General features: G+C 56.8%; 16 protein-coding genes and 1 tRNA gene. 3 read left to right on the forward strand and 14 right to left on the reverse strand.

The window, feature by feature from the left end; translation table 11 throughout:
• The 4 genes from HKN37_12150 to asd all read right to left on the reverse strand — a co-directional run.
• Positions 1 to 398: aminotransferase IV (locus tag HKN37_12150; GenBank protein NNE47397.1), on the reverse strand; the 398-nt coding region annotated here is incomplete at its 3' end.
• Between the two features lie 154 nt (positions 399 to 552).
• Positions 553 to 625 (reverse strand) — tRNA-Gly (locus HKN37_12155).
• Positions 626 to 702: 77 nt separating this feature from the next.
• Positions 703 to 1,245 carry a GNAT family N-acetyltransferase gene (locus HKN37_12160; GenBank protein NNE47398.1) on the reverse strand — a complete coding sequence of 181 codons (543 nt, stop codon included), beginning with the start codon at positions 1,243 to 1,245 and terminating at the stop codon, positions 703 to 705.
• A 5-nt stretch (positions 1,246 to 1,250) separates the two neighbouring features.
• Positions 1,251 to 2,300 carry an aspartate-semialdehyde dehydrogenase gene (gene asd, locus HKN37_12165; protein ID NNE47399.1) on the reverse strand — a complete coding sequence of 350 codons (1,050 nt, stop codon included), beginning with the start codon at positions 2,298 to 2,300 and terminating at the stop codon, positions 1,251 to 1,253.
• Between the two features lie 179 nt (positions 2,301 to 2,479).
• On the opposite strand from asd, the gene folD reads away from it, so the two are divergent.
• On the forward strand, positions 2,480 to 3,397 hold the full coding sequence (folD, locus tag HKN37_12170) for a bifunctional methylenetetrahydrofolate dehydrogenase/methenyltetrahydrofolate cyclohydrolase FolD (GenBank protein ID NNE47400.1): 918 nt from the start codon (positions 2,480 to 2,482) through the stop codon (positions 3,395 to 3,397).
• Position 3,398: 1 nt separating this feature from the next.
• Entirely contained in the window at positions 3,399 to 4,433 is a 1,035-nt protein-coding gene (locus HKN37_12175) for a mechanosensitive ion channel (protein ID NNE47401.1), read from the forward strand.
• A 52-nt stretch (positions 4,434 to 4,485) separates the two neighbouring features.
• Here the strand turns inward: HKN37_12175 and HKN37_12180 are convergent, their stop codons facing one another.
• From HKN37_12180 to HKN37_12225, 10 genes are all read right to left on the reverse strand, one after another.
• Positions 4,486 to 7,167 carry a serine/threonine-protein kinase gene (locus HKN37_12180; protein NNE47402.1) on the reverse strand — a complete coding sequence of 894 codons (2,682 nt, stop codon included), beginning with the start codon at positions 7,165 to 7,167 and terminating at the stop codon, positions 4,486 to 4,488.
• Between the two features lie 243 nt (positions 7,168 to 7,410).
• Complete coding sequence (locus HKN37_12185) at positions 7,411 to 7,770, reverse strand: STAS domain-containing protein (GenBank protein NNE47403.1); 360 nt, start codon at positions 7,768 to 7,770, stop codon at positions 7,411 to 7,413.
• A gap of 56 nt (positions 7,771 to 7,826) precedes the next feature.
• The gene (locus HKN37_12190) at positions 7,827 to 8,846 is read right to left on the reverse strand and encodes a PrsW family intramembrane metalloprotease (protein ID NNE47404.1); all 1,020 of its coding nucleotides are present in this window, start codon (positions 8,844 to 8,846) and stop codon (positions 7,827 to 7,829) included.
• A gap of 90 nt (positions 8,847 to 8,936) precedes the next feature.
• The gene (locus HKN37_12195; protein NNE47405.1) at positions 8,937 to 11,876 is read right to left on the reverse strand and encodes a hypothetical protein; all 2,940 of its coding nucleotides are present in this window, start codon (positions 11,874 to 11,876) and stop codon (positions 8,937 to 8,939) included.
• A gap of 117 nt (positions 11,877 to 11,993) precedes the next feature.
• Entirely contained in the window at positions 11,994 to 13,028 is a 1,035-nt protein-coding gene (locus HKN37_12200; GenBank protein NNE47406.1) for a hypothetical protein, read from the reverse strand.
• 125 nt (positions 13,029 to 13,153) lie between these two features.
• A complete protein-coding gene (locus tag HKN37_12205; protein NNE47407.1) occupies positions 13,154 to 13,936 on the reverse strand; it encodes a hypothetical protein in 783 nt (260 codons plus the stop codon).
• A complete protein-coding gene (locus tag HKN37_12210) occupies positions 13,933 to 14,478 on the reverse strand; it encodes a sigma-70 family RNA polymerase sigma factor (protein ID NNE47408.1) in 546 nt (181 codons plus the stop codon). The genes HKN37_12205 and HKN37_12210 overlap by 4 nt, the downstream gene beginning before the upstream one ends.
• A 91-nt stretch (positions 14,479 to 14,569) precedes the next feature.
• Complete coding sequence (locus HKN37_12215) at positions 14,570 to 14,854, reverse strand: STAS domain-containing protein (GenBank protein ID NNE47409.1); 285 nt, start codon at positions 14,852 to 14,854, stop codon at positions 14,570 to 14,572.
• 1 nt (position 14,855) lies between these two features.
• The gene (locus tag HKN37_12220) at positions 14,856 to 15,260 is read right to left on the reverse strand and encodes an ATP-binding protein (GenBank protein ID NNE47410.1); all 405 of its coding nucleotides are present in this window, start codon (positions 15,258 to 15,260) and stop codon (positions 14,856 to 14,858) included.
• A 5-nt stretch (positions 15,261 to 15,265) separates the two neighbouring features.
• Entirely contained in the window at positions 15,266 to 16,585 is a 1,320-nt protein-coding gene (locus tag HKN37_12225) for a SpoIIE family protein phosphatase (protein ID NNE47411.1), read from the reverse strand.
• Positions 16,586 to 16,765: 180 nt separating this feature from the next.
• On the opposite strand from HKN37_12225, the gene HKN37_12230 reads away from it, so the two are divergent.
• A complete protein-coding gene (locus tag HKN37_12230; protein NNE47412.1) occupies positions 16,766 to 19,462 on the forward strand; it encodes a pullulanase in 2,697 nt (898 codons plus the stop codon).
• The last annotated feature ends 61 nt before the right edge of the window (positions 19,463 to 19,523 follow it).

Consider the following 19,523-nt stretch of genomic DNA (forward strand, 5'->3'; position numbering starts at 1 on the left):
AGCACAATCAGCGTGCAGCCGTATTGATTATTACGCGGATCCATACCCGACGTGACCTTCTTTCCGCGCGTCAGGGTAAGCCGGATATGGCACCCGTCGCGCATGCCGTTAGCCCGCAGGGTCTCAAAGACGGCGGACATGACGGCTTCCCTGGTCGGGACGTTGCGGAACGCCAGCGCGTGTGCTGAATCGAAAAGCCGATCAAGGTGTTCGTTCAGTTCGGCGATTTTGCCTTCGTAGACACGAAGACCTTCCCAGACTGCATCGCCACCCTGCACGACGCTGTCAAAGACCGATACGGCAGCCTCTTCCCTCGGCACAAGGCGGCCGCCAACATGAACCAGTATGTCAGAATTGCGGGCGTCGGGTAGCACGGGAGTCCGGTATTCAGTACTCATCAGCATGTGGAAGTTGTATGCGTATTGAAAGATCTCTCACCAGCGCCTCGCCCGGTCGGTTGAATAACTGGGAGGTCGCCACGCCAGCCGGTTGGCGAAACATGGCCTGCAGGAAACGGACAAGGCCCGCGGGCACAAACCCGCGAGCCTTATGAGCGGAATACCGGGCTCGAACCGGCGACCTCAACCTTGGCAAGGTTGCGCTCTACCAACTGAGCTAATTCCGCCTGCCGAAAAATGATACAATGCCTTTCGGTTTCCTGTCAACACCGCGCTGAACCGGAGACAGTAGAACAGGACTGATTCACCGGGAGTTCCCACGAAATCCGATCGGCTGTCTTCGCCTTGCTGGCTTCGAACTTTCAATTTCGAATGTCAGTTCAACCGCCGCCGGTTCAGCTCCTGAGCTACGCCAGAATCGCAGTGCGCCCTCGCTCCGAGCCGGGGTCTTGAGGCGAACACGCGTTGCCCCTAGACTCGCGCCCCAATCGACCACGTGGCGCACCATCTCGCCGCCGATGCCCTTTCGTCGAAATGACGGCAAGACGTACAGGTATTCAACGAAAATCTCCATACAATCCTCAAACACGGGCTCCGGTCCCCACAGGTGGCCTGACACGAAGCCCACAATTTGATTGCCCAGGGCCGCAACTGAGAGGACCCGCGTCGTATCCTGAAGCCATTCGGGGTAGTCCGCTCTCCACCTCTGAGCAGCGTCCCCGCTCAGCCTGAGCCGGTCATCTAGCTCAGCCGCTTCACCAAGGAAGTCGGTCCAGAGTCCTTCAACGACGGGAGCCTCTCGAAGTGTCGCGCGACGGACCACCAGTTCGGAAAGTGAACTGCCCATGGCAACTACATGTACCCCTGCAGTATCAGGAGTTCAGCATTGAGGATAGCACCACCGGCGGCCCCGCGAACCGTGTTGTGGACCAGTACAACAAATCGGAAATCCAGCACGTTGCAGGGACGAAGACGACCGATCCAGACCGGCATTCCACCGTCTATTCCCACGTGGCGTCGGGGTTGCGGATCGGCATCACCGTTCAGCAAGCGAATGAAAGGACGGGGTGCAAACGGCAGGTGGAGCCCGTCGATCTCACTCTCAAAAGATCCAAAGACGTCTGCGACCTCGGCGGCGGATGGCGCCTGCGACAACGCCACGCTGACACACTCGGTATGCCCATCCAGGACCGGAACACGATTGCAGTGAGCGCTGATCTCGATGTCGGCAAACCGGATACGATCTTCCGTCATCCGGCCAAGCAATTTTTGCGGCTCTGTTTCGAGCTTCTCCTCTTCGCCACCGATGTACGGAACTACGTTGCCAACAATATCCAGAGACGCCACACCCGGATACCCGGCACCCGATAGCGCCTGCATGGTGGCGACGATCACTCGCTTGACGCCGAAGGCATCGTGCAGTGGCTTCAACGCACTGACCAGTCCGACGGTGGAGCAGTTCGGATTCGTAACGATAAACCCTTTGCCCGACTCCTGCTGCTGTCGTATGAGTCTCGTGTGATCTGGATTTACTTCAGGAATCAGAAGCGGTACGTCTTCTCGCATTCGGTGATTCCGCGCATTCGAGATAACGGGGAAACCCGCGTCGGAAAACGAACGCTCTATGTCATGCGCAACAGACGAGTCCAGTCCGGAGAAAACGAAATCGCAGTCGAGAGTCGGCTCGCACGTCTGGACCATCAGGGTTGCGACGTCGGCCGGTATCGGACTCGATCCGAGCCAGTTCGCCGCCTCACCGTAGCGCTTGCCCGCCGAGCGCTCCGAGGCGGCCACGGCCGAGATCTGGAACCACGGATGTCCTGCCAGTAGTTCAACAAACTTCTGGCCGACAGCCCCCGTAGCACCGAGTATTCCGACGCGATAGCTGTGCTTTTCGTCCATGTAGTCCCCGGTTACTCAGTCGACGATTGATTCGGAAGATAGTGATCCCCAGGACTACACCGTCAGTCATTCGGCCTTCCGGATCCCGAGGGTCCCCGACGGTCGGACGCCGCTTCCGCGTCGCGAGACTTGTCCGTATTATTGATCGACAGAATCCCGGGCCAGCCTTCAGAAAGATCGTGCAAGCAAACATCATTGACGGAAGGACCATCGCAGCGGCTGTTCGTGCCGAGGTCGGAATTGAGGTTCGTAAATGGGTGTCGGAGGGTAACAGGCCCCCCTACCTGGCTGTGGTTCTGGTGGGAGATGACGCCGCCTCAGCGTCCTACGTTCGCGGAAAGGCCAAAGCGTGCGCCGAGGCGGGCATCGATAGCGATACGCTGTCGCATCCGCCGACGATCCGGCAGGATGAGTTGCTCGATCTCATTGAGCGCCTCAATACCAGCGACGACGTGGACGGCATCCTCGTGCAGTTGCCCCTCCCCGATCACATCGATGAAGGCAAGGTCATACTGGCTATTGACCCGGACAAGGATGTCGATGGGTTTCATCCCATGAACGTCGGACGGCTTGTCCTTGGGCACGGAGGCTTCCCCCCTGCCACGCCGGCCGGCATCCTGGAATTACTCCGACGTACCGATATAGAGATTTCCGGCAAGCGGGCGATCGTAGTGGGACGTAGCAACATTGTTGGTAAGCCACTGGTAAACATGCTGCTCCAAAAGGGCGTGGATGCCACGGTTACGGTATGCCATAGCCGGACCAAGGAACTCCCGGCAGTCTGTCGCGAGGCGGACATCCTGATCGCGGCGATCGGACGTGCCAGTTTTGTTTCTGCCGGGATGGTAAAGCCTGGCGCGGTCGTGATCGACGTCGGTATCAATCGTGTTGAAGATGCTACCCGGCCCCGGGGGTACCGTCTCGTCGGCGACGTGGACTACGATGCTGTGGCCGCCGTCGCTGGACACATCACGCCGGTCCCTGGTGGCGTCGGCCCCATGACGATCGCGATGTTGCTAAGAAACACACTCCAGGCGGCCAGAAACGGAGCCAGTGCCGCAGTACATCCCCCGGAGCCAACCAAGCAGGAGTCCTAGAATGATCGGAATTCCGCAGCAGGTAGTTCAGGACGTAGCGAGTCCGGATTCGCTTGCATTGAGTCCAACTGCATCCGACGCGGGCATTGCCACCGCCGATTCTCTGCTAAATGGCAAGCCGGATCCAGAGATGGTCGGCCAGCTCATCGCGACAGGCCAGTTCTCCGAATTCGGTCACAGAGTAAAGACCTTGATGACCGACGCGGCCGCCGGACTGGTTCCGGAGATTATTGGTGCGATCCTGGTATTCCTGCTTCTGTATATCACATACCGGTTTGTCGGTGCCTTGCTGGATCGCCTTCTGAAGCGGGGAAAGCGTGTGGACCAGGGAGTTCAATCGCTGCTGAAGAAGACCTATCGCATCTTTGCGTTTGTGCTTATTGCCGTGATGGTTCTCGCCCAGTTTGGCGTGAACATAACCGCCCTGCTGGCGGGTCTGAGCATCGCGGGTGTCGCGATCGGTTTTGCCGCGAAAGATACCCTTGAGAATTTCATATCCGGTGTCACGATCCTTCTCGACAAACCCTTCGCGATCGGTGACGTTATCGAGGTGGACGGGACCTATGGCGTTGTCGAGGACCTCACGCTGCGCTCCACCAGAGTCAGAACGGTCAAGCGTCAAATCATGGTCCTTCCCAACATCCACATGGTCAATCAGAAAGTGATCAATTACACGATGATGGGAGCAGTACGAGTGGACATCGACTTTGGCGTGGCCTACAAGGAGTACCCCGAGGAGGCACGTAAGGTCGTTCTTCCGCTCACCGAGGGCGACGAGCGCCTACATTCTGCGTTTCCACCGACCGTCGTTGTAACGTCACTCAATGACTCGAGTGTGGACATGCAGCTCCGTGTATTTCTCGAGGACGCAAGGTTGGAGAATCAGATCCGCGTCGAATACACCGAGAAGATTCGTGCCGCGCTACGTCAGGCTGATATCGAGATTCCCTTCCCTCACCTTCAGTTGTTCGTGGATGGAGCCAAGGCACTGGAATCTTCGACGCTGTTTCTTCCACCCGGAGATCCCGAGCGTTGAGGCGACCGCAGGCGAACCGCTGCAGTGCCGGCGAGATCGCCTTGGGCTCAGACTATGAATCAGCCGGAACGAGATCAACCATCCAGATGTCTCCTCCGCGCGGCTTGACTCGATCGAAGAGCAACCATAGCCCGTCGTTCGACCAGACGGGATAGTCGATGCGGATCTCCAGATCTTCCGACGCATAACCCACGAACGGCGTACGTCCATCTACGGGAGTGATCCACACGACTTTGTGGCCACTCACGTCCGCGATCAACGCGAAGTCCGGCGAGAAGGACATGTGGGCTCCGCCGTGGACATCGACCAGAGTTTTCGGCTCGGATCCATCGAGCGACACGGTCTTGGCCAGCCCTTCGGCCGCGAACACGATCCGGTTCCCCTCAGGCATCCAGCGGAGGAAGTGGCCTCCGGCACCCGTCGTAGTCAGCGGGCGCTGATCGCTTCCGTCGGCATTCATGACCCAGACTTCCCGTCTGCCACCTAGATCAGACAGGTAGGCAATGTGTGCTCCGTCCGGCGAGTAGCATGGGTTGATGTCAACGCTTTCGTCGCCGGTCAGCTGGGACAGAGCACCCGTGGCCACATCGACCTTCCAGATATCGGGGCTGCCGCTCCTGGCGGAAAAGAATACAATCGTTGAATCGTCCGGCGACCAGAACGGTTGATAGTCGCCTCCGGGGCCCTCCGTCAACTGCCGCGTCGAGCCATCTGCGACCGCGTAAAGCCAGATGTTCATGTCCCCCGTACGATCCGAGTTGAACGCAATCGTGGCGTCATCGTGCGACCACGAACCACGACTATCTTCTCTGGTCGACGAAACAAGCGCCTCGGGTTGACCAGTCGCAACGCCGGCAGTCGGATCCATGGGCAGCCTCCAGAGGTCGGCATTGATGCCGAGCACCGAGTAGACGAGTCGGGCGCCGTCGACCGACGACGACAATTCGACATCGCTGCCGGCTCCGGTAGATATCTGCCGCGGAGCCGCAGTAGCTACACCGTCGCCGTTGACACGGACGTACCAGATGTTCATACCGCCGCCGCGATCCGAAGAAAACGCAATGCCGCCGGGCCCACCCGCGAAGACGGGATTCACGTTCTGGTGGGCGTCGTCGGTGACACTGCTGATTTCGCGTGAGGCCAGGTCCAGCAACTGAATATCCAGTTTCGTTCGCCGCTGAGTCTGAAACACCAGAAAGCGCCCGTCGGGAGACCATCGCGGACGAACATGGTCCGTCTCCTCCGAGGCATCAGTGGAGATCTGCTGAGCGTTGCGGCCCTCGTTGTCTGCAATCCACAAGCGCTGCGAAGTACCGGACCACGATGCATCGAATGCCAGCGTTTCTCCGTTCGGCGAGAAAGCGGGATTAAAGGCCTCCTCAATCAGGCGCCTCACGCGTCCGTCTTCCAGATCCATTTTCCAGATGTCACCGCCCATGTACGTTCCATAGATATCGCCGGGCTCGATCTTTCCTGATGCACCGTTAGCCCTCACGAAGACGATCGACTTTCCGTCAGTAGACCATACCGCCTGAATGTCGTCTCGAACCTCATCCGTCAGCTGCACCTCTGATCCGGAATTGCGGTCATGTAGAAACAGCCGTCTGTATCCACCGACCTCGCGGCTTAGTACAATCCGGTCGCCATCTGGCGACAATGCTGGAAATTCTTCGAGCTCCGCTACCGTTGTCACCTGATGGAAGGATGCGCTCGAAACACCGATGGCGGGACCTTCAACAGACCCGGCTTGCCGCCCGGGTCCGTACGAGAACCAGACGACGGCGGCAGCCACCAATGCAAGGATCGCTGCGGCCGTGATAATCACGCCGGGGCGCCATCGCCCCGTCAAGTCGGCCGGCTCCGCTGATAATGTCCCCGGCAATGCCAAATCGAGAGCGTTTGCGAAGTCGGCCATGGTCGCAAACCGGTCATCAACATCCTTTGAGAGGGCCCGCTCGACGATGGGACGAATCCGCTCATCCAGTTTATCCAGATCCGCGGGTTCCTCGTTCAGGATGGAATAAACCACGGCCTGGTCATAATCCCCCCTGAACGGTCGAACACCGGTGAGCATCTCAAACAGCACGACGCCCGTGGCCCACATGTCAGTACGGCCGTCGACCTTGTTGCCCCGAGCCTGTTCAGGAGCCATGTAGGCGACGGTGCCAAGCGTAGCCCCGTCCGCCGTGAACTGCGTTCCGCCAGTCAACTTTGCTATGCCAAAATCTAACAGAACCACTCGGCCCGAGTCTGTTACGACGATGTTTTCAGGTTTTACATCACGATGTACGATTCCCTTGCTGTGTGCCGCACTGAGCCCGACGGCGACCTGGTGCGCGATATCCATCGCTCGGGCGAACTCAAGGGGCTGCCCTCCCATGCGCCCGTCGTCCATGACCTCCCGCAACGTCGTGCCGTCGTAGTAGGCCATGGCGATGAAGATTTGATCGCCGCCGTCTCCTGCTGTAGCGTCTCTCTGCTCCACGCTGCCCGGATCAGTCCCACCAATCTCATAGATCGTACAGATGTTGGGATGCTCGAGGGCCGAGGCCGTGCTCGCTTCCTGCTTGAAGCGCCTGATGGCCTCGCTATTCGCGGTCAGATGTTGAGGCAGGAATTTGAGAACAACCTTCCGGCCTAGAGAGAGGTCTTCGGCGATGTATACCACGCCCATCCCGCCCGCGCCGAGACGTTCGAGAATTCTGTAGTGTGATATCGTTTCACCCGGACGCATCGAGCCTTCAGATTTGTTCGCAACTCACCAGGTACCGGAAAAAATTACGGGTAACCGCCGTCACGCCGGAAGGACTCCGAGGTATTCCGCCACCTTGCCGGGACATGATCCTGGATACTCGCGACAGTCATGCTTCGAGCAGGGATCCGCCCGTCAGCCGACCCGCCGACCGCGAAATCGTTAGCGACGGATCTTCGTCCGAACCGGCAGTGACCCGGGCTACTACGTCGCCTGGAGAGATGCCTAAGCGGGCTCGGTGCTTTCCTTATAGCTGGCAACGGCTTCTTCGACCGTATCGTAGTCGTCGAAGACCGGACCGAGCAGACGTGTCATGAGGAACAGGTTCTTGATGCGCTTCTTGAGACAAGCTATTCGGACGTCTCCACCGGCGTTCCGCATGGATGTAAGTGCACCGATTAGCGCTCCTATTCCGGTGGAGTCGATCATGTCAGTTCCTGACAGATCAACAACCAGCTTCGTCTTTCCCTGTTCTTTGAGCGTTTGGATCGCGTCCCTGAACGCATCGCCGTCAACGCTTCCGAGGAACTTCCCCTTCATCTCCATCACTGTGGCGTAATAGTGATCGCTCGTCTTGAATTTCATTTCGACTCTCCTTGGGCCAGATCAGTGCTAATTATGCTGATAATACGCAAAATATACTAGTTGCCGTCAAGTAATTGCATCTGCCAGATATCCCTTTTGTTGGCCATCACGATCGGTGAAATCGCGACGAGTCCGGTCTTTCCGATACTCTCCTCCAGATACGATAGCTCCTCCAGCTTGGCTCTCGTAGCGGCATCCGCCGCCGGCTTGAATCCGGCCTCGCGCAGTAACATGACGCCCTTCACCTTGATCGATAGCTCGACCTGTATTCGCAGCCAGCACAACATGTCGGCGATGATCTCGCCTGAGAAATGCTCACGCAGAGACTGGAGGTACCGCCCGACGCGGGTGTCAGAGATATTTCCTGTCTTGATGAGCTCGAGAAGCTCCTGGTCGGAGTCGAATCCGACGCCAAGCCAGTCCCTCGTGTATTTCTCACTTTGCTGGAAGACCACGGAAATGATAATCGGAAAAACTAGAACGAGTATGAGTGTGCCGACTATCGGGGGAAGAAACAAGTGATTGAAGGCCGAGTGAATGGCAAAGGCCACGATCAATCCAGGCAGCATGAATCCGACCCTGGACTCTTCACGACGCTCGGACATCGTCTTCGTGATTATGGCGAAGACGGCTGTGGCGCCACCATGCATGATCGCCGTCCCGAATCCTCTGACAATCCAGGTAAATATCGTCGCCGAACCAAGGGCCTGGAGATAGTAGACGTTCTCCACAACAGCGAACCCTGCACCCACCGCGAATCCGTAGATAGCAGCGTCAACCATAAAACCGGTTCGACGTGATTTTATGAGGAAGACGATGAAGAGCGCTTTGGAGGTCTCTTCGACTAACGGCGCGATATACCGAAAGAGCGCCTCCGGGCTCGGCTCAATGAGCGCTACAATCTGGCTGTTGACGAGATAACAAACGCCGGCCACGATTGCTCCGATAACTATCGTCCGAACGACCTGCCTAAGAGATACCAGCTTAAAGCTGTCCAGCCAGATGAGGACAACCAGAAAAAGCATCACGGGCGAGAGGCTTACCGCGATCCGAATAAGAACGCCAAGATCAATCAAACCATTGCCTCACGGTAACTCCCGCTGTTCTGCAAAACGGGTATGGGCAAACTGCGAGCGCCTGACGATCTGCAATAGAGCCCGAAGCACCTAGTCAAGAATCTTGACGGACAGCATAAACTCGTCACTCATGTCCAGCCCGTCTGGCCATGCTGCCGCGTAGCCAACAGAAATAGTGATCGGTAAGTAGGAGAAGGTTACGAACCGGAAATCGATCTGCGCACCTGCGTTCGCGGCGCTCGTCCGGACGTCGTCCGAATCGATGTTTGTCAGGATGCCGGATGCGAACAGGGCCGGCCGAGCCCATCGAAGGTACAGGTTCGGAAAACCGATGCGGCGAAACCTCACCGGTGGCAGGTTCCACTCGGCCAATCCCTTGACGAAGTTAGTACCCCCCAGCTGATTGATCTCTACACCCGGAAAACTATAGTGCGCCCGATATCGTTTCTCGTCCTGGTGGTCAACCCAGTTGTTTCCGAATCCACCGAAGAAGAAGTTTGCGAACGGGTTATCGCGGTCTCCGATCGACACACCTGCAGCTGTCCGGAGCCAGACTGACGAATGCGATATCGGCAAGAGTGTCCCAAGATCCAGCGTCGTGTAGAATCTGGGATACAGCTCTCGATTCACGAAGTTGTTCTGATTAAACACCCTGAACGAGTACCCCTTCTCGTCATCCACTGCACCAAGCGATTTGCGGAGAGAGCTGAAAGAAACAGAACCTCCGGCCGCAAGAAGTTCGGAGAACGGGGCGATCCGATTCTGAGCATCGGGCAGCCTTTCCAGTCCTCCCCAACCGACCATGTTGAGGTCATACCGAACCTTCTTGCTGTCTTCGTCGATGAGTGATTTTCCGTAGTTGATGCCCAACGAGTATCCCTTGCGGCTCGTCTTCGTCGGCCCGAAGAGGTCGTAGAAATCGGCTCGATTGTACGTGGCCGAGACGCGCCAATTCCAGTATCGAAAGTCGACAGAGCCATGAAAACGTTCGTCGTCGGGATAGGTCCGATTCGGTACGACCAGAGCCTTGACCTGCAATGAGCTGAGGCCCAGATCGTCCGAGAAATTTAGACGGGTTCCTACGGCAACATCATCACCATAACCCGCGACCACCGGATACCACGACGTGAACGCAGTGTTTGCGAGCGGGCGGTACGGCCCTCTGTATACTGTTAACGAATCCAGATTGATGTCCCGGGGAGACCCCACCTGCCAATCCTTGACCACTTGATTCCCTTCCGCAACAGCAGTTCCAAGGAATCGGGTAGCGCTAACCTCATCCGGACGGCCGATCGGGATGACCACCGGCTGAAAGCCCTCTCCTGTGTACGTGAAGGCAAACAGTGAATCCCCCGGAATTACAATGGGTCGGAAGAACCCACTCTCAGCGTTTGTGATGATCTGCATTTCCTCCGCTTCAAAACTGTAGCGGTAGATGTTGGAGACTCCCGAATAGTAAGATGCTCCGTACAGGAACTTGCCGTCCGGCGAATAACTGAAGTTCAGTGGAGCCGAGTGCTCGAAATCAAACAGGGTTTCGAAGTCCTCCTTGCCTTGACGAAGACTATCCAGGGCGTATCTCACAAGCAGTTGCTTGCCGCCGATGTAGGACAGGTTTCCCACGAGGTGATTTCCATCGGGAGAGATATCGAGGTCGTAGATGTCCTGTCCGTAGGTATACGTGTAAACAGGATCCCATTTGTCGTATGGGGGCGATATCCGGATGATTGTCGAGAGCCCATCGTAGTGCCGGACAGCCCACAGGGATCTATCGCCGCGGTTGAAGGCAAGATCACCTGACCGGAAGTTTGTCTGCAGCGTCTTCGACTTGCGTGTCTCGATATTAACGGAATGAAGATCGCGCCACGCGTTGTTATCGGTGGTGTAGAAGATCGTTCGTGAATCCTCGTCCAGGGCCAGAGACGTGACGTAGAAGAGAGCGGGTCCCAGCACGTTGGTAGTTTTCTTCATCGCGCCGGTTGCAGGGTTCAATGCGGCGATGTGACCGAGACTACCAGGATAACGTACTCCGAGATACACGAGTCCCGACTTGGAATCGTAGTATGGTCGTGAGACCGATCCCAGTCCTTCTTCAAGAACTGGCCGGAAGGGCGTAATGGGGCTCGATCGGACCTGGTCGAGGTTCTCCGACTGCCACTTCTTCTCAAAAGTGATCCAGTTGCTCCACTCGCTGTCGAGCGTTACTCCGAAAACACGCTTGAACTGCGCCGAATAACCCTTCCTGCTGGAGTCGCTGCGTGCGACCCACTGAATGACCTGTTCAGCGCCGTGCTGATTCGCCAGGTAACTCATGAACCGCGTCCCGTACAAGTACGAGTTCACGCCGACCTGAAAATCACGGGTTGTCCCCTCCGATTCCAGACCGACGAAGTCGTAGATGTAGATACTATCTCGCACCATCGTACGGAAGACCATTTCATCGTATCCGGCGAGGGACCTGCCAAGACCGCCTGCCATCCAGGTCTCAATAAATACGGCAAAGCCTTCATGGTACCACCTCGGTGCATACCTACGCGGGCTCGTCAGATAGCTATAGAACATCGACACTGGATCCTCGTCCGTCGGAGCCACCTTGCCGCCAAATAATCCTCTGAAAAATCGATCTGAGCCTGATGATCGATCGAGCGCAACGACATGCGCCGTCTCGTGATTCATGGTGGAGAAAAGCCGTTCGGCCGAGAGGTCGGCACCGTAGGTGTGTCGTGATGGGGATATCCCGAGGACAATCGAGTTCCTTGGCACATTCTCAGCTCCGCCGTTACCGAAATCACCGAAATCCTCAATCAACAGCGAGACCTTCTCGCGCGGCGTGTAGTCGAAAAGTTGGCGATGAAAGGCCCATGCATTCTCGAAGCTGCGGGCAACATGAGGAATGACGTACTCGTGTGACGAGGAGTAGTAGATGATTCGGACGTTCTCGGTCTCCAGTTGACGCAGCTGAGCTGTAGCCGTTGATTGAACAACAAGCAGAGTCAGAAACCAGGTCGCGGCTTGGAACCGAGTAGACATGCTTGGCAGCTTAGAGATTGGATGAGCGGATCGTAGTTACCAAAAAAGAAAGGGAGATGCCACCTTGAGTGGCATCTCCCCACGGAAAACATCTACCAAATGATCCCGATCGACAGGCTATCTCATTCGTAACTCGGTAGCGCTAAGCTCCTTCTGAAACGTCTCTGCACCGAGCGCTGCTCTAAAGTCTGCTCGCGAGAGCGCCTTCGAGAAACTAGTCGCACGAAGTGCTCTCTGGAATTCGGTCGACGCCAGCGCTCGCTGGAAATCCGTGGCCGCGAGTGCCTGTCGGAACTCGGTCGCAGATAGTGCCTTGTGAAACTCCGTTGCGGCGAGACCCTTTCGGAAGTCCGCTTTGGCAAGACCCTTCTGGAAATCTGCCGCAGCCAGCACCTGGTTGAACTCGGTCGCAGCCAGACCCTTGCGGAAGTTTTCAGCAGCCAGGACAGCGCGGAATTCTGAAAGTCCCATAGCCTTCTTGAACTCGGCAGAAGCGATAATCTTCTGGAATTCCTCAGCGCTCACTGCCTTCTTGAACTCCGTCGCTTCCATCGCCTTGCTGAAATTCGCAGCCGACAGCATCTTCTGGAACTCACTGGCGCTAATCATGCGCTGGAAGTCCTCGCTTGCCAGCATTGCGCGAAACTCATTGCGCGCGAGCGCCTGTCGGAATTCGTTTGCCTCCAAGGCCGCCCGGAATTCCTCGCTCGCCATGGCTTCGCGGAACTCGGTGGAGCCCAAAGCCTTCTGGAACTCGGACACGGCAAGTACCGCCTGAAACTCCTCGCTGGCCAGCATTGCTCTGAAGTCCTCCTTGGCCAGTGCCTCGCGGAACTCCTTGGCGCCGAGGGCCACTTTGAACTCTTCGCTGTTCATGACGGCGGCAAGCGTGCCGTCCTCGACCATCGCCTTCACCTCGGCACTCTGCAGAATACGCTGGATGTCGGCCCCCTCGAGGACAACGTCGTCTTCGGACATGGTGTTGGCGTTGTATCTATCCGCCTTTTCAACACCCGCAATACCCTTTCCGCCGATCGTCCCGGCCACGTCATCGCCCATCGGTGGAAAATCGAAGATTGCGAACACGACGAATAGCACTATGGCTACAGCGCCGGCCCCGAGCATAAGAAATGTGTTTCGCTTCGGTTTCATTGGTAGATCCCCTCGTTGTCAAGAAATTCGGTTTGAAGTATCTGCAGTAAGAGTCGCGGTCCTACCGCCGTGTCTGTGTCAAATACAGAGATCCAACAGCAATGTTGGAAATTGTTGCAGCTTTCTTATTGGAAATCGAGCGTAGCGCTGGCGAGTATCGTTTCGCCCGAACGGAAAGCTACGTCCACTCGAGAGCCGGCCATCGGCAGTTCGTCTACACTACCGACAAACGCATATATACCGCTTTCGAGGCGCCGGAGCACCACCATGCTCTCGCCAACACTTGCGCTGAAATTGGACGAGCCTTCTGCCCTGAGTATTCCCGCCCACTTTCTTTCCCGGGGCTGCACGGTCAGCTCGACATCCGTCGGACTTTCGGTGAGCAAATCCATCTCGACGCGAAACGCTTCTTCGGAAACGACCAGCGACAGGCTGGCCTCCAGGCCGGAGCCGCTCACACGAGCCTCGTCGACACGAGCAAACGCTTCCGATGAGCTATATGACGACATCGTTCCAAACACGTTCGACTCGCCAGTGCCCAGAGATCCGCTGAAGGCGCCGAAACCGACCATCCCGATCACGAGCCCTCCTATAACGGCGTAAGCCAACGATGCCTGCGGCCGGGCACTGATCGCATCAACCACGGAACGCCACGCACTCGCAACCCGCGACTCCGGGCTCACCTTCTCCGTTAACGGAAGTGAAGCCAGGATTCGATTTCGCAAATCAGCCGGTGGCTCGACAGGCCGGACTGCGTCCAGTATGCTCGCTACGGTCGAAAGCTGCTCGTACTCCAGGCGTCGGTGCGTGGAATCGTGCATTACGGCATCAAGAGCCTCGATGTCGTGCTCCGTGCCGAAACCATCGATCACTTTGTTTGCGAGATCAATAAAGTCCGAATCTTTCATGTGCCGGCCACTCTGGTATTAATCAGTTGCTCTTTCAAGCGCTGCCGGGCCGTATACAGTCTCGACTTCACTTTGCGGATGGGCAAATCGAGAATGAACGAGATTTCGTCGTACGAGAATCCCTGAAAATGTTTGAGTACAACCAGCGCACGATCTCCGGGCTCCAGAGCGAAAATGGCCTCTTGCACCTGCTCTTCCAGCTCCTTCGACTCCAGACTCTGATCCACTTCGCCCGGCTCTCGCGTCTCCTCAATATCAACCGACGTCCGATTACGACTCCGCGCCTGATGATTCAGGGCCTCGTTCACCGCAATACGGTACATCCAGCTGTAGAATCGATATCTCGAATTGTAAACGCGCAAGTTCTCAAACACTTTCATGAACACCGTCTGAGTGACGTCCTCCGCGTCCTGCCGATCGCTCGTAATACGGTATGCGGCGTTAAACACCACACGCTCGTACCGATCTACAAGGAACGTAAAGGCCGCCGTCTCGCCGGCAAGCACTTTGCGCACAATGGCCTGGTCACTTAGCTCAGACATCAGTGCGCCTTCTTGGTCGAATTACAGATCATGCGCGAAAAAGTTGGTAGGCGTTTAACGAACCATCCAACAAGACTTTACAGCCTGTAGTCTAGTCTATGGTGAATACCGCATCGAAGCCGGCATACACAAACACGTCCTTGATATGGTTGTTCATATTGGCGAGAGTCAGGCTCTGGCCCGACTCGCTGAGACGCTTCTGCGCCTTGAGCAGTACGCCCAGGCCGGCGCTGGAAATGTAGTCGAGTTCGCCGAAATCGACGCGGCAAGAAGCCTCGATTGTGTTGAACACCTCCATCGCATGCTCCACCTGCGAGGCATCGAATCGGCCTGCCAGGGTTAGGAGGTCGTCCCCTCGAAACTGAATATCCAACATGCTAGTGTCCAGCGGTTTTGATTAAGATGATCGTACTCTGACGGTCGGCGTGTTCAAATTGAACATCGTCCACCATCTTGCGGACCAGATAAATACCGAGTCCACCCGGTGTTCGGTCTTCCAACGCCGACGTCGTGTCGGCAAGGTCGTATTCGGTGATATCGAAGGGATTCGTATCCGGGTCAATCAGCGTTACGACAACATCCCCGTCCGTCTCTTCGAGCTCGATGGTCACAAGCTGGGGACTATCGGGGTTGTACTTCACGAAGTTCGTGAACACCTCTTCGATAGCGAGCTTCAGCGCGAAGGCGGTCTTGCCCCCGACCTTATGCTCGTCGAAGAACTGGTCAGCGAAGGCAAAGACCTCGTCCAGTGCCTCAAAGCTTCGCTTGAATTCCCGACTCATGGCACTTACCCGTTGACCTTAATGGCTATGATCGCAATATCATCCGATTGGGCATAGTCCTTCGTGAACGCATTCAGACGCTCCATTATGCCCTTTACGATTCCTTCAGCACTATCGCCCTTGCAGGCATCTACGGCCTGGACGAGTCGCTCGTCTCCAAACATCTCGCGGTCCTCGTTGAAGGCCTCGGTCAGTCCGTCGGTGTACGTTACGATAACGTCATCGGGCTCCATTTCAAGCTCTTTGATCTTGTAGTTGGCCGAGCCGAGAATGCCGACCGCAGGGCCAGGCTGATGCTCCTCGATGGTCTCGCCCTTCGAAGCCCTGAACCAGACCAGGGGATTGTGTCCCGCATTGGCATAGCGGAGTGTCCGAGCGGAGGCATCGAACTCAAGGAATACCATCGTGACAAACATCTCGGCTGGCAGCAGTCGACACAGAATTACATTGAGTTCGGTGACAACCTGTGCCGGCGATTCGTAACGGAGTATCGTAGCCTGAAGAATGCCCTTTAGCATCGTCATCACAAGCGCCGACGAAGCACCGTGTCCGGACACATCCGCCATTATCGCGCCCAGCTTCGACTGGGGAAGCTCAAAATAGTCGTAGTAGTCGCCGCTAACCTCGTCGGCAGCCTCGAAGTAGCTGGCAACCGCCATCGTATCGCGCTCAGGCTCATCTGTGGGAAGAAGCCCGGTCTGAATATTCCGCGCCAGGGACAGCTCCTGCTCCATGCGCGCCCTCTGGCGAGATTCCTCCTGCAACTGCATGTTCTGGATCAGCTGGCCCGACTGCGACGAAATGATTCCGAGGAGCCTCTGATCGCCTTCTGAAAACCCCTCCCCCGACTTCTTGTTGACGGCAAGCAAGATGCCAATCATCTTCGCACGGTGACGAATCGGAACAGCCATCACTGACTTGATGTCGCCCGTGGATGAACCGATGCCGGGAAAGCGAGAATCAGTCGCGAGATCGTCCACAACAAGCAATTGCTGGTTCTGCAGGACCCAGCCCGTTATGTTGATCCCGACTTTGTAGGGCACGGCGCCAGTCGTCCGGTCTTCCTGCCGAATTAGCGTCTTGAGGGGGGCATCCTGCTGCTCAGTGACAAGCATGATCGAGCCCTGCTCGGCCCGTATTGCCTTGATCGACTTGTTGATAATCACCTCGAGCACGTCGGCAACGTCGGACGCTTTGCTCGCGGATACAGCAATATCATTCAGGACGGCAAGCTCTTGCACGGCCGACTGCAAACGACTGACCTCGTCCTCCAGCTGCGCCACGCTCCGCCCACTCGTCGCTGCGGTCTGTGATTGAAGAGCCATCCTGGCAACCCCCGTTTTGGTAATCGTGACACAATAGCAGGATTTGAGTCGAAAAACAACATCAGGGTTCTTTGACCGAGCGCGGATTAGGGAGTTGACTCTACGAATTTGCTACATTTGGACACCCGGGTCGCTTTCCCACGACTCGCTTTCCCAGGTATGACCAGATCAGTGGATCTCATGACCAACTTCATCGCATCACTATCGATCCTCGCGATATCCTCCATTGTCTCTTTAGGACAGGATTTCAGCACGGACGAAAGGCTTCAGGGCTTTGCCGTAGGATCTGACCACGCCACCTTCGTATTTGACGAGGCCGTGTATGGAATCGCACAACCCACGCGAGTAGTCGTGACCGGTGCGTTCAGAGCGTGGAGTGACGATATGGGAGCCTCCGAATGGCAGCTGCGGCGAGACGCCTCGAGCTCCGGCCTCTGGACACTTCGAATCGACGGGGATCGGCTCGACAAACTCGGCCCGGGCGTACCATTCAAGTATCGAATTAGTGCCGGGGACTGGCTGGCGCCGCCACCGCAAGCCGTCAATGAGGTTGGTGGTAATCTCATCTTCGATGGGGCCGGCCGCTTGTTTGCGGAGATAAGAGGTCCACGCGCAATCTGGCTGAACTTATCAGGTGGAGAGACACCTCGCTCTCTGAACACCGAGGATTATCGACTTACCAACGGCGCCGGCGTTGAGATACCGATTGAAGCCATCATTCCAAACACCGCGACCGAGTCACTCCTCGTTCCGGCGGTCGATCTTGACATCAGACGAGTCTACTACGTCGAGTCCGTCGGTTCAGGACTACGTGCGCTCTGCCGACGAGACCCATGGTTCCGAACGCTGTATTCGTCAAAGCCGCTCGGCGCCGAGATCGCGTCCGATGGGAGCGAAACGACGTTCCGCCTGTTTGCGCCGCGAGCCCAGCAGGTTCGGCTTTATCTGTATCTCGATGCCTTCGCGACTCACTCGGAAGCCGCGCGAGTCGTCGAGATGACGCCCGACGTGAACGGTGTATGGGAGGCTACCGAAGAGGGAGATCACCATGGCGTCTACTACGACTTCAGGATCTCCGGTCCTACCGATCCCGGCAATGCATTTTTCGAATCGACGGGCAGCCACGTCAGCGATCCGTATGCACGCGTCAATGTCGAGGCATTCGGGAAGAGCCGAGTGTGGCGCAAGCTGCGACCCGCGCCCCCTCTCGCCGACGGCCGTCCACCGATGGAAGACGTGATTGCGTATGAGGTCCACGTGCAGGATTTCACTGACGGCCTGAATGTGCCCGACAACATCAGCGGCACGCTGCCTGCTATGGTTAAGCCCGGAGTCAAGAATAGCCGACGGGCACGAGTCGGTTTCGATTACCTGGTCGACCTCGGTATCAATGTGGTTCACCTGATGCCCGTGCAGGAATACCTCCATTACCCTAACGACGAGTGGAGACGGGCCTTCATGAATGACGCTTACATGAAGGAGCAGGGCATCAACGAGGAGAACTACCAGTGGGGCTATCGTACGACCCACGCATTCGCAATCGAAACGCGATATCGCAGCCGCGATTCCGATTTCGGCGCGCAACGTCAGGAGTTTCGCGACCTCGTCGCGGCGTTTCATGAGAAAGGCATTGCCGTAATCATCGACATTGTCCCGAACCACACGGGCGAGAACATGGACGGCCGGAACTATAATCTGAATCTGAACGGAATCGACAAGTCGTACTACTTCCGCACCAACGACGATCTGGAGCACATTGGCCCGTTCGGAAACGAGATCAAGACCGAGGATCGCCCGATGGTTCAGCGGTGGATCATCGACCAGTGCCTCCACTTTGTGCGAGAGTTTGGCATCGACGGTTTCCGAATTGATCTCGCAGGACAGATCGACGAGCAGACCCTGCTGCGCCTCAAGAAAGAGCTACCCGAAGACATCATCCTGTATGGTGAACCGTGGATCGCCCCGTCCGACCCACAGGTCGCGGCGAATCCAGACTGGGCGTGGTACAAGTCGGATGCTCCCATCACCTTCTTTCAGGATGATGCGCGGAATGCATTCAAGGGCCCTGTGTCGAATCCGGTCGACAAGAGGACGGACCGCGGATTTGCCGGTGGCGATTCCTCTATCCGTGACCGAGTGATGTTGGGACTCACGAACAGTTTCCCCGAGGAGATGGAGCCGAATCGTGGCATCAATTACCTCGACATTCACGACAACTGGGCGCTCGCGGATCAGTTCGCCGTCACAGATTGGGACGGGCGCCACGGTGTACATGAAGTGAATTTCAAGATTGCCGCCACGCTTCTGTTTACGTCACTCGGACCGGTCGTCATCCACGGCGGCACCGAGATGATGCGCAGCAAGGGACATGCGCCACTCGAGGAGATCGTAAAGCGAACGGAAAGCGGGCCGATAAGCATTCACGGAAAACGAGACACATACAACCTTCGTACCGCGAACACATTCGTCTGGGACCATGTCGGGGCAAACTCTACCGACGCCGGCGTAGCAAACAACTACCAGTCGATGATCGACTATTGGAAGGGGTTGATAGCGCTTCGAAAGAGCAGCTACGGTGCCGTCTTCCGAAGAGGGACAGCGGCTCCGGATGGATACTATGACTGGCTTCTGCCAACAAATGAGCACCTGCTAGGATACATAGTAGATCAGACGGTACTGGTACTGATCAACACGGATGAATCCCCTGCTACATTCTCCGTCGGTAAGTTGCCCGCGGGTACCTGGACGCAGGCGGCGGACTCCGATATTGTGAACCATGTTGCGGGTGTCCCGAACGTCTCCCCTGTGAATTCGAGCGGCGGAGAGCACAGCTTTGATGTTGCGGGTCCCGGGTTGGAGGTGTGGATTCGGAAGTGAGACCCCACGAACATGAAGGTGCCGGTGAAGATACCCGCGCCACCGCACGACAAGAAGTCAA

The sequence above is a fragment of the Rhodothermales bacterium genome, assembly GCA_013002345.1.
GTDB lineage: Bacteria > Bacteroidota > Rhodothermia > Rhodothermales > JABDKH01 > JABDKH01.

What these genes read in the sequence shown, in the direction of transcription:
- HKN37_12200 (NNE47406.1), bottom strand. Translation starts at nt 13,028, where the DNA reads ATGAAACCGAAGCGAAACACATTTCTTATGCTCGGGGCCGGCGCTGTA.
- HKN37_12180 (NNE47402.1), bottom strand. Translation starts at nt 7,167, where the DNA reads ATGCGTCCGGGTGAAACGATATCACACTACAGAATTCTCGAACGTCTC.
- HKN37_12205 (NNE47407.1), bottom strand. Translation starts at nt 13,936, where the DNA reads ATGAAAGATTCGGACTTTATTGATCTCGCAAACAAAGTGATCGATGGT.
- HKN37_12185 (NNE47403.1), bottom strand. Translation starts at nt 7,770, where the DNA reads ATGAAATTCAAGACGAGCGATCACTATTACGCCACAGTGATGGAGATG.
- HKN37_12215 (NNE47409.1), bottom strand. Translation starts at nt 14,854, where the DNA reads ATGTTGGATATTCAGTTTCGAGGGGACGACCTCCTAACCCTGGCAGGC.
- HKN37_12175 (NNE47401.1), top strand. Translation starts at nt 3,399, where the DNA reads ATGATCGGAATTCCGCAGCAGGTAGTTCAGGACGTAGCGAGTCCGGAT.
- HKN37_12225 (NNE47411.1), bottom strand. Translation starts at nt 16,585, where the DNA reads ATGGCTCTTCAATCACAGACCGCAGCGACGAGTGGGCGGAGCGTGGCG.
- HKN37_12220 (NNE47410.1), bottom strand. Translation starts at nt 15,260, where the DNA reads ATGAGTCGGGAATTCAAGCGAAGCTTTGAGGCACTGGACGAGGTCTTT.
- HKN37_12195 (NNE47405.1), bottom strand. Translation starts at nt 11,876, where the DNA reads ATGTCTACTCGGTTCCAAGCCGCGACCTGGTTTCTGACTCTGCTTGTT.
- HKN37_12230 (NNE47412.1), top strand. Translation starts at nt 16,766, where the DNA reads ATGACCAACTTCATCGCATCACTATCGATCCTCGCGATATCCTCCATT.
- asd (NNE47399.1), bottom strand. Translation starts at nt 2,300, where the DNA reads ATGGACGAAAAGCACAGCTATCGCGTCGGAATACTCGGTGCTACGGGG.
- HKN37_12210 (NNE47408.1), bottom strand. Translation starts at nt 14,478, where the DNA reads ATGTCTGAGCTAAGTGACCAGGCCATTGTGCGCAAAGTGCTTGCCGGC.
- HKN37_12160 (NNE47398.1), bottom strand. Translation starts at nt 1,245, where the DNA reads ATGGGCAGTTCACTTTCCGAACTGGTGGTCCGTCGCGCGACACTTCGA.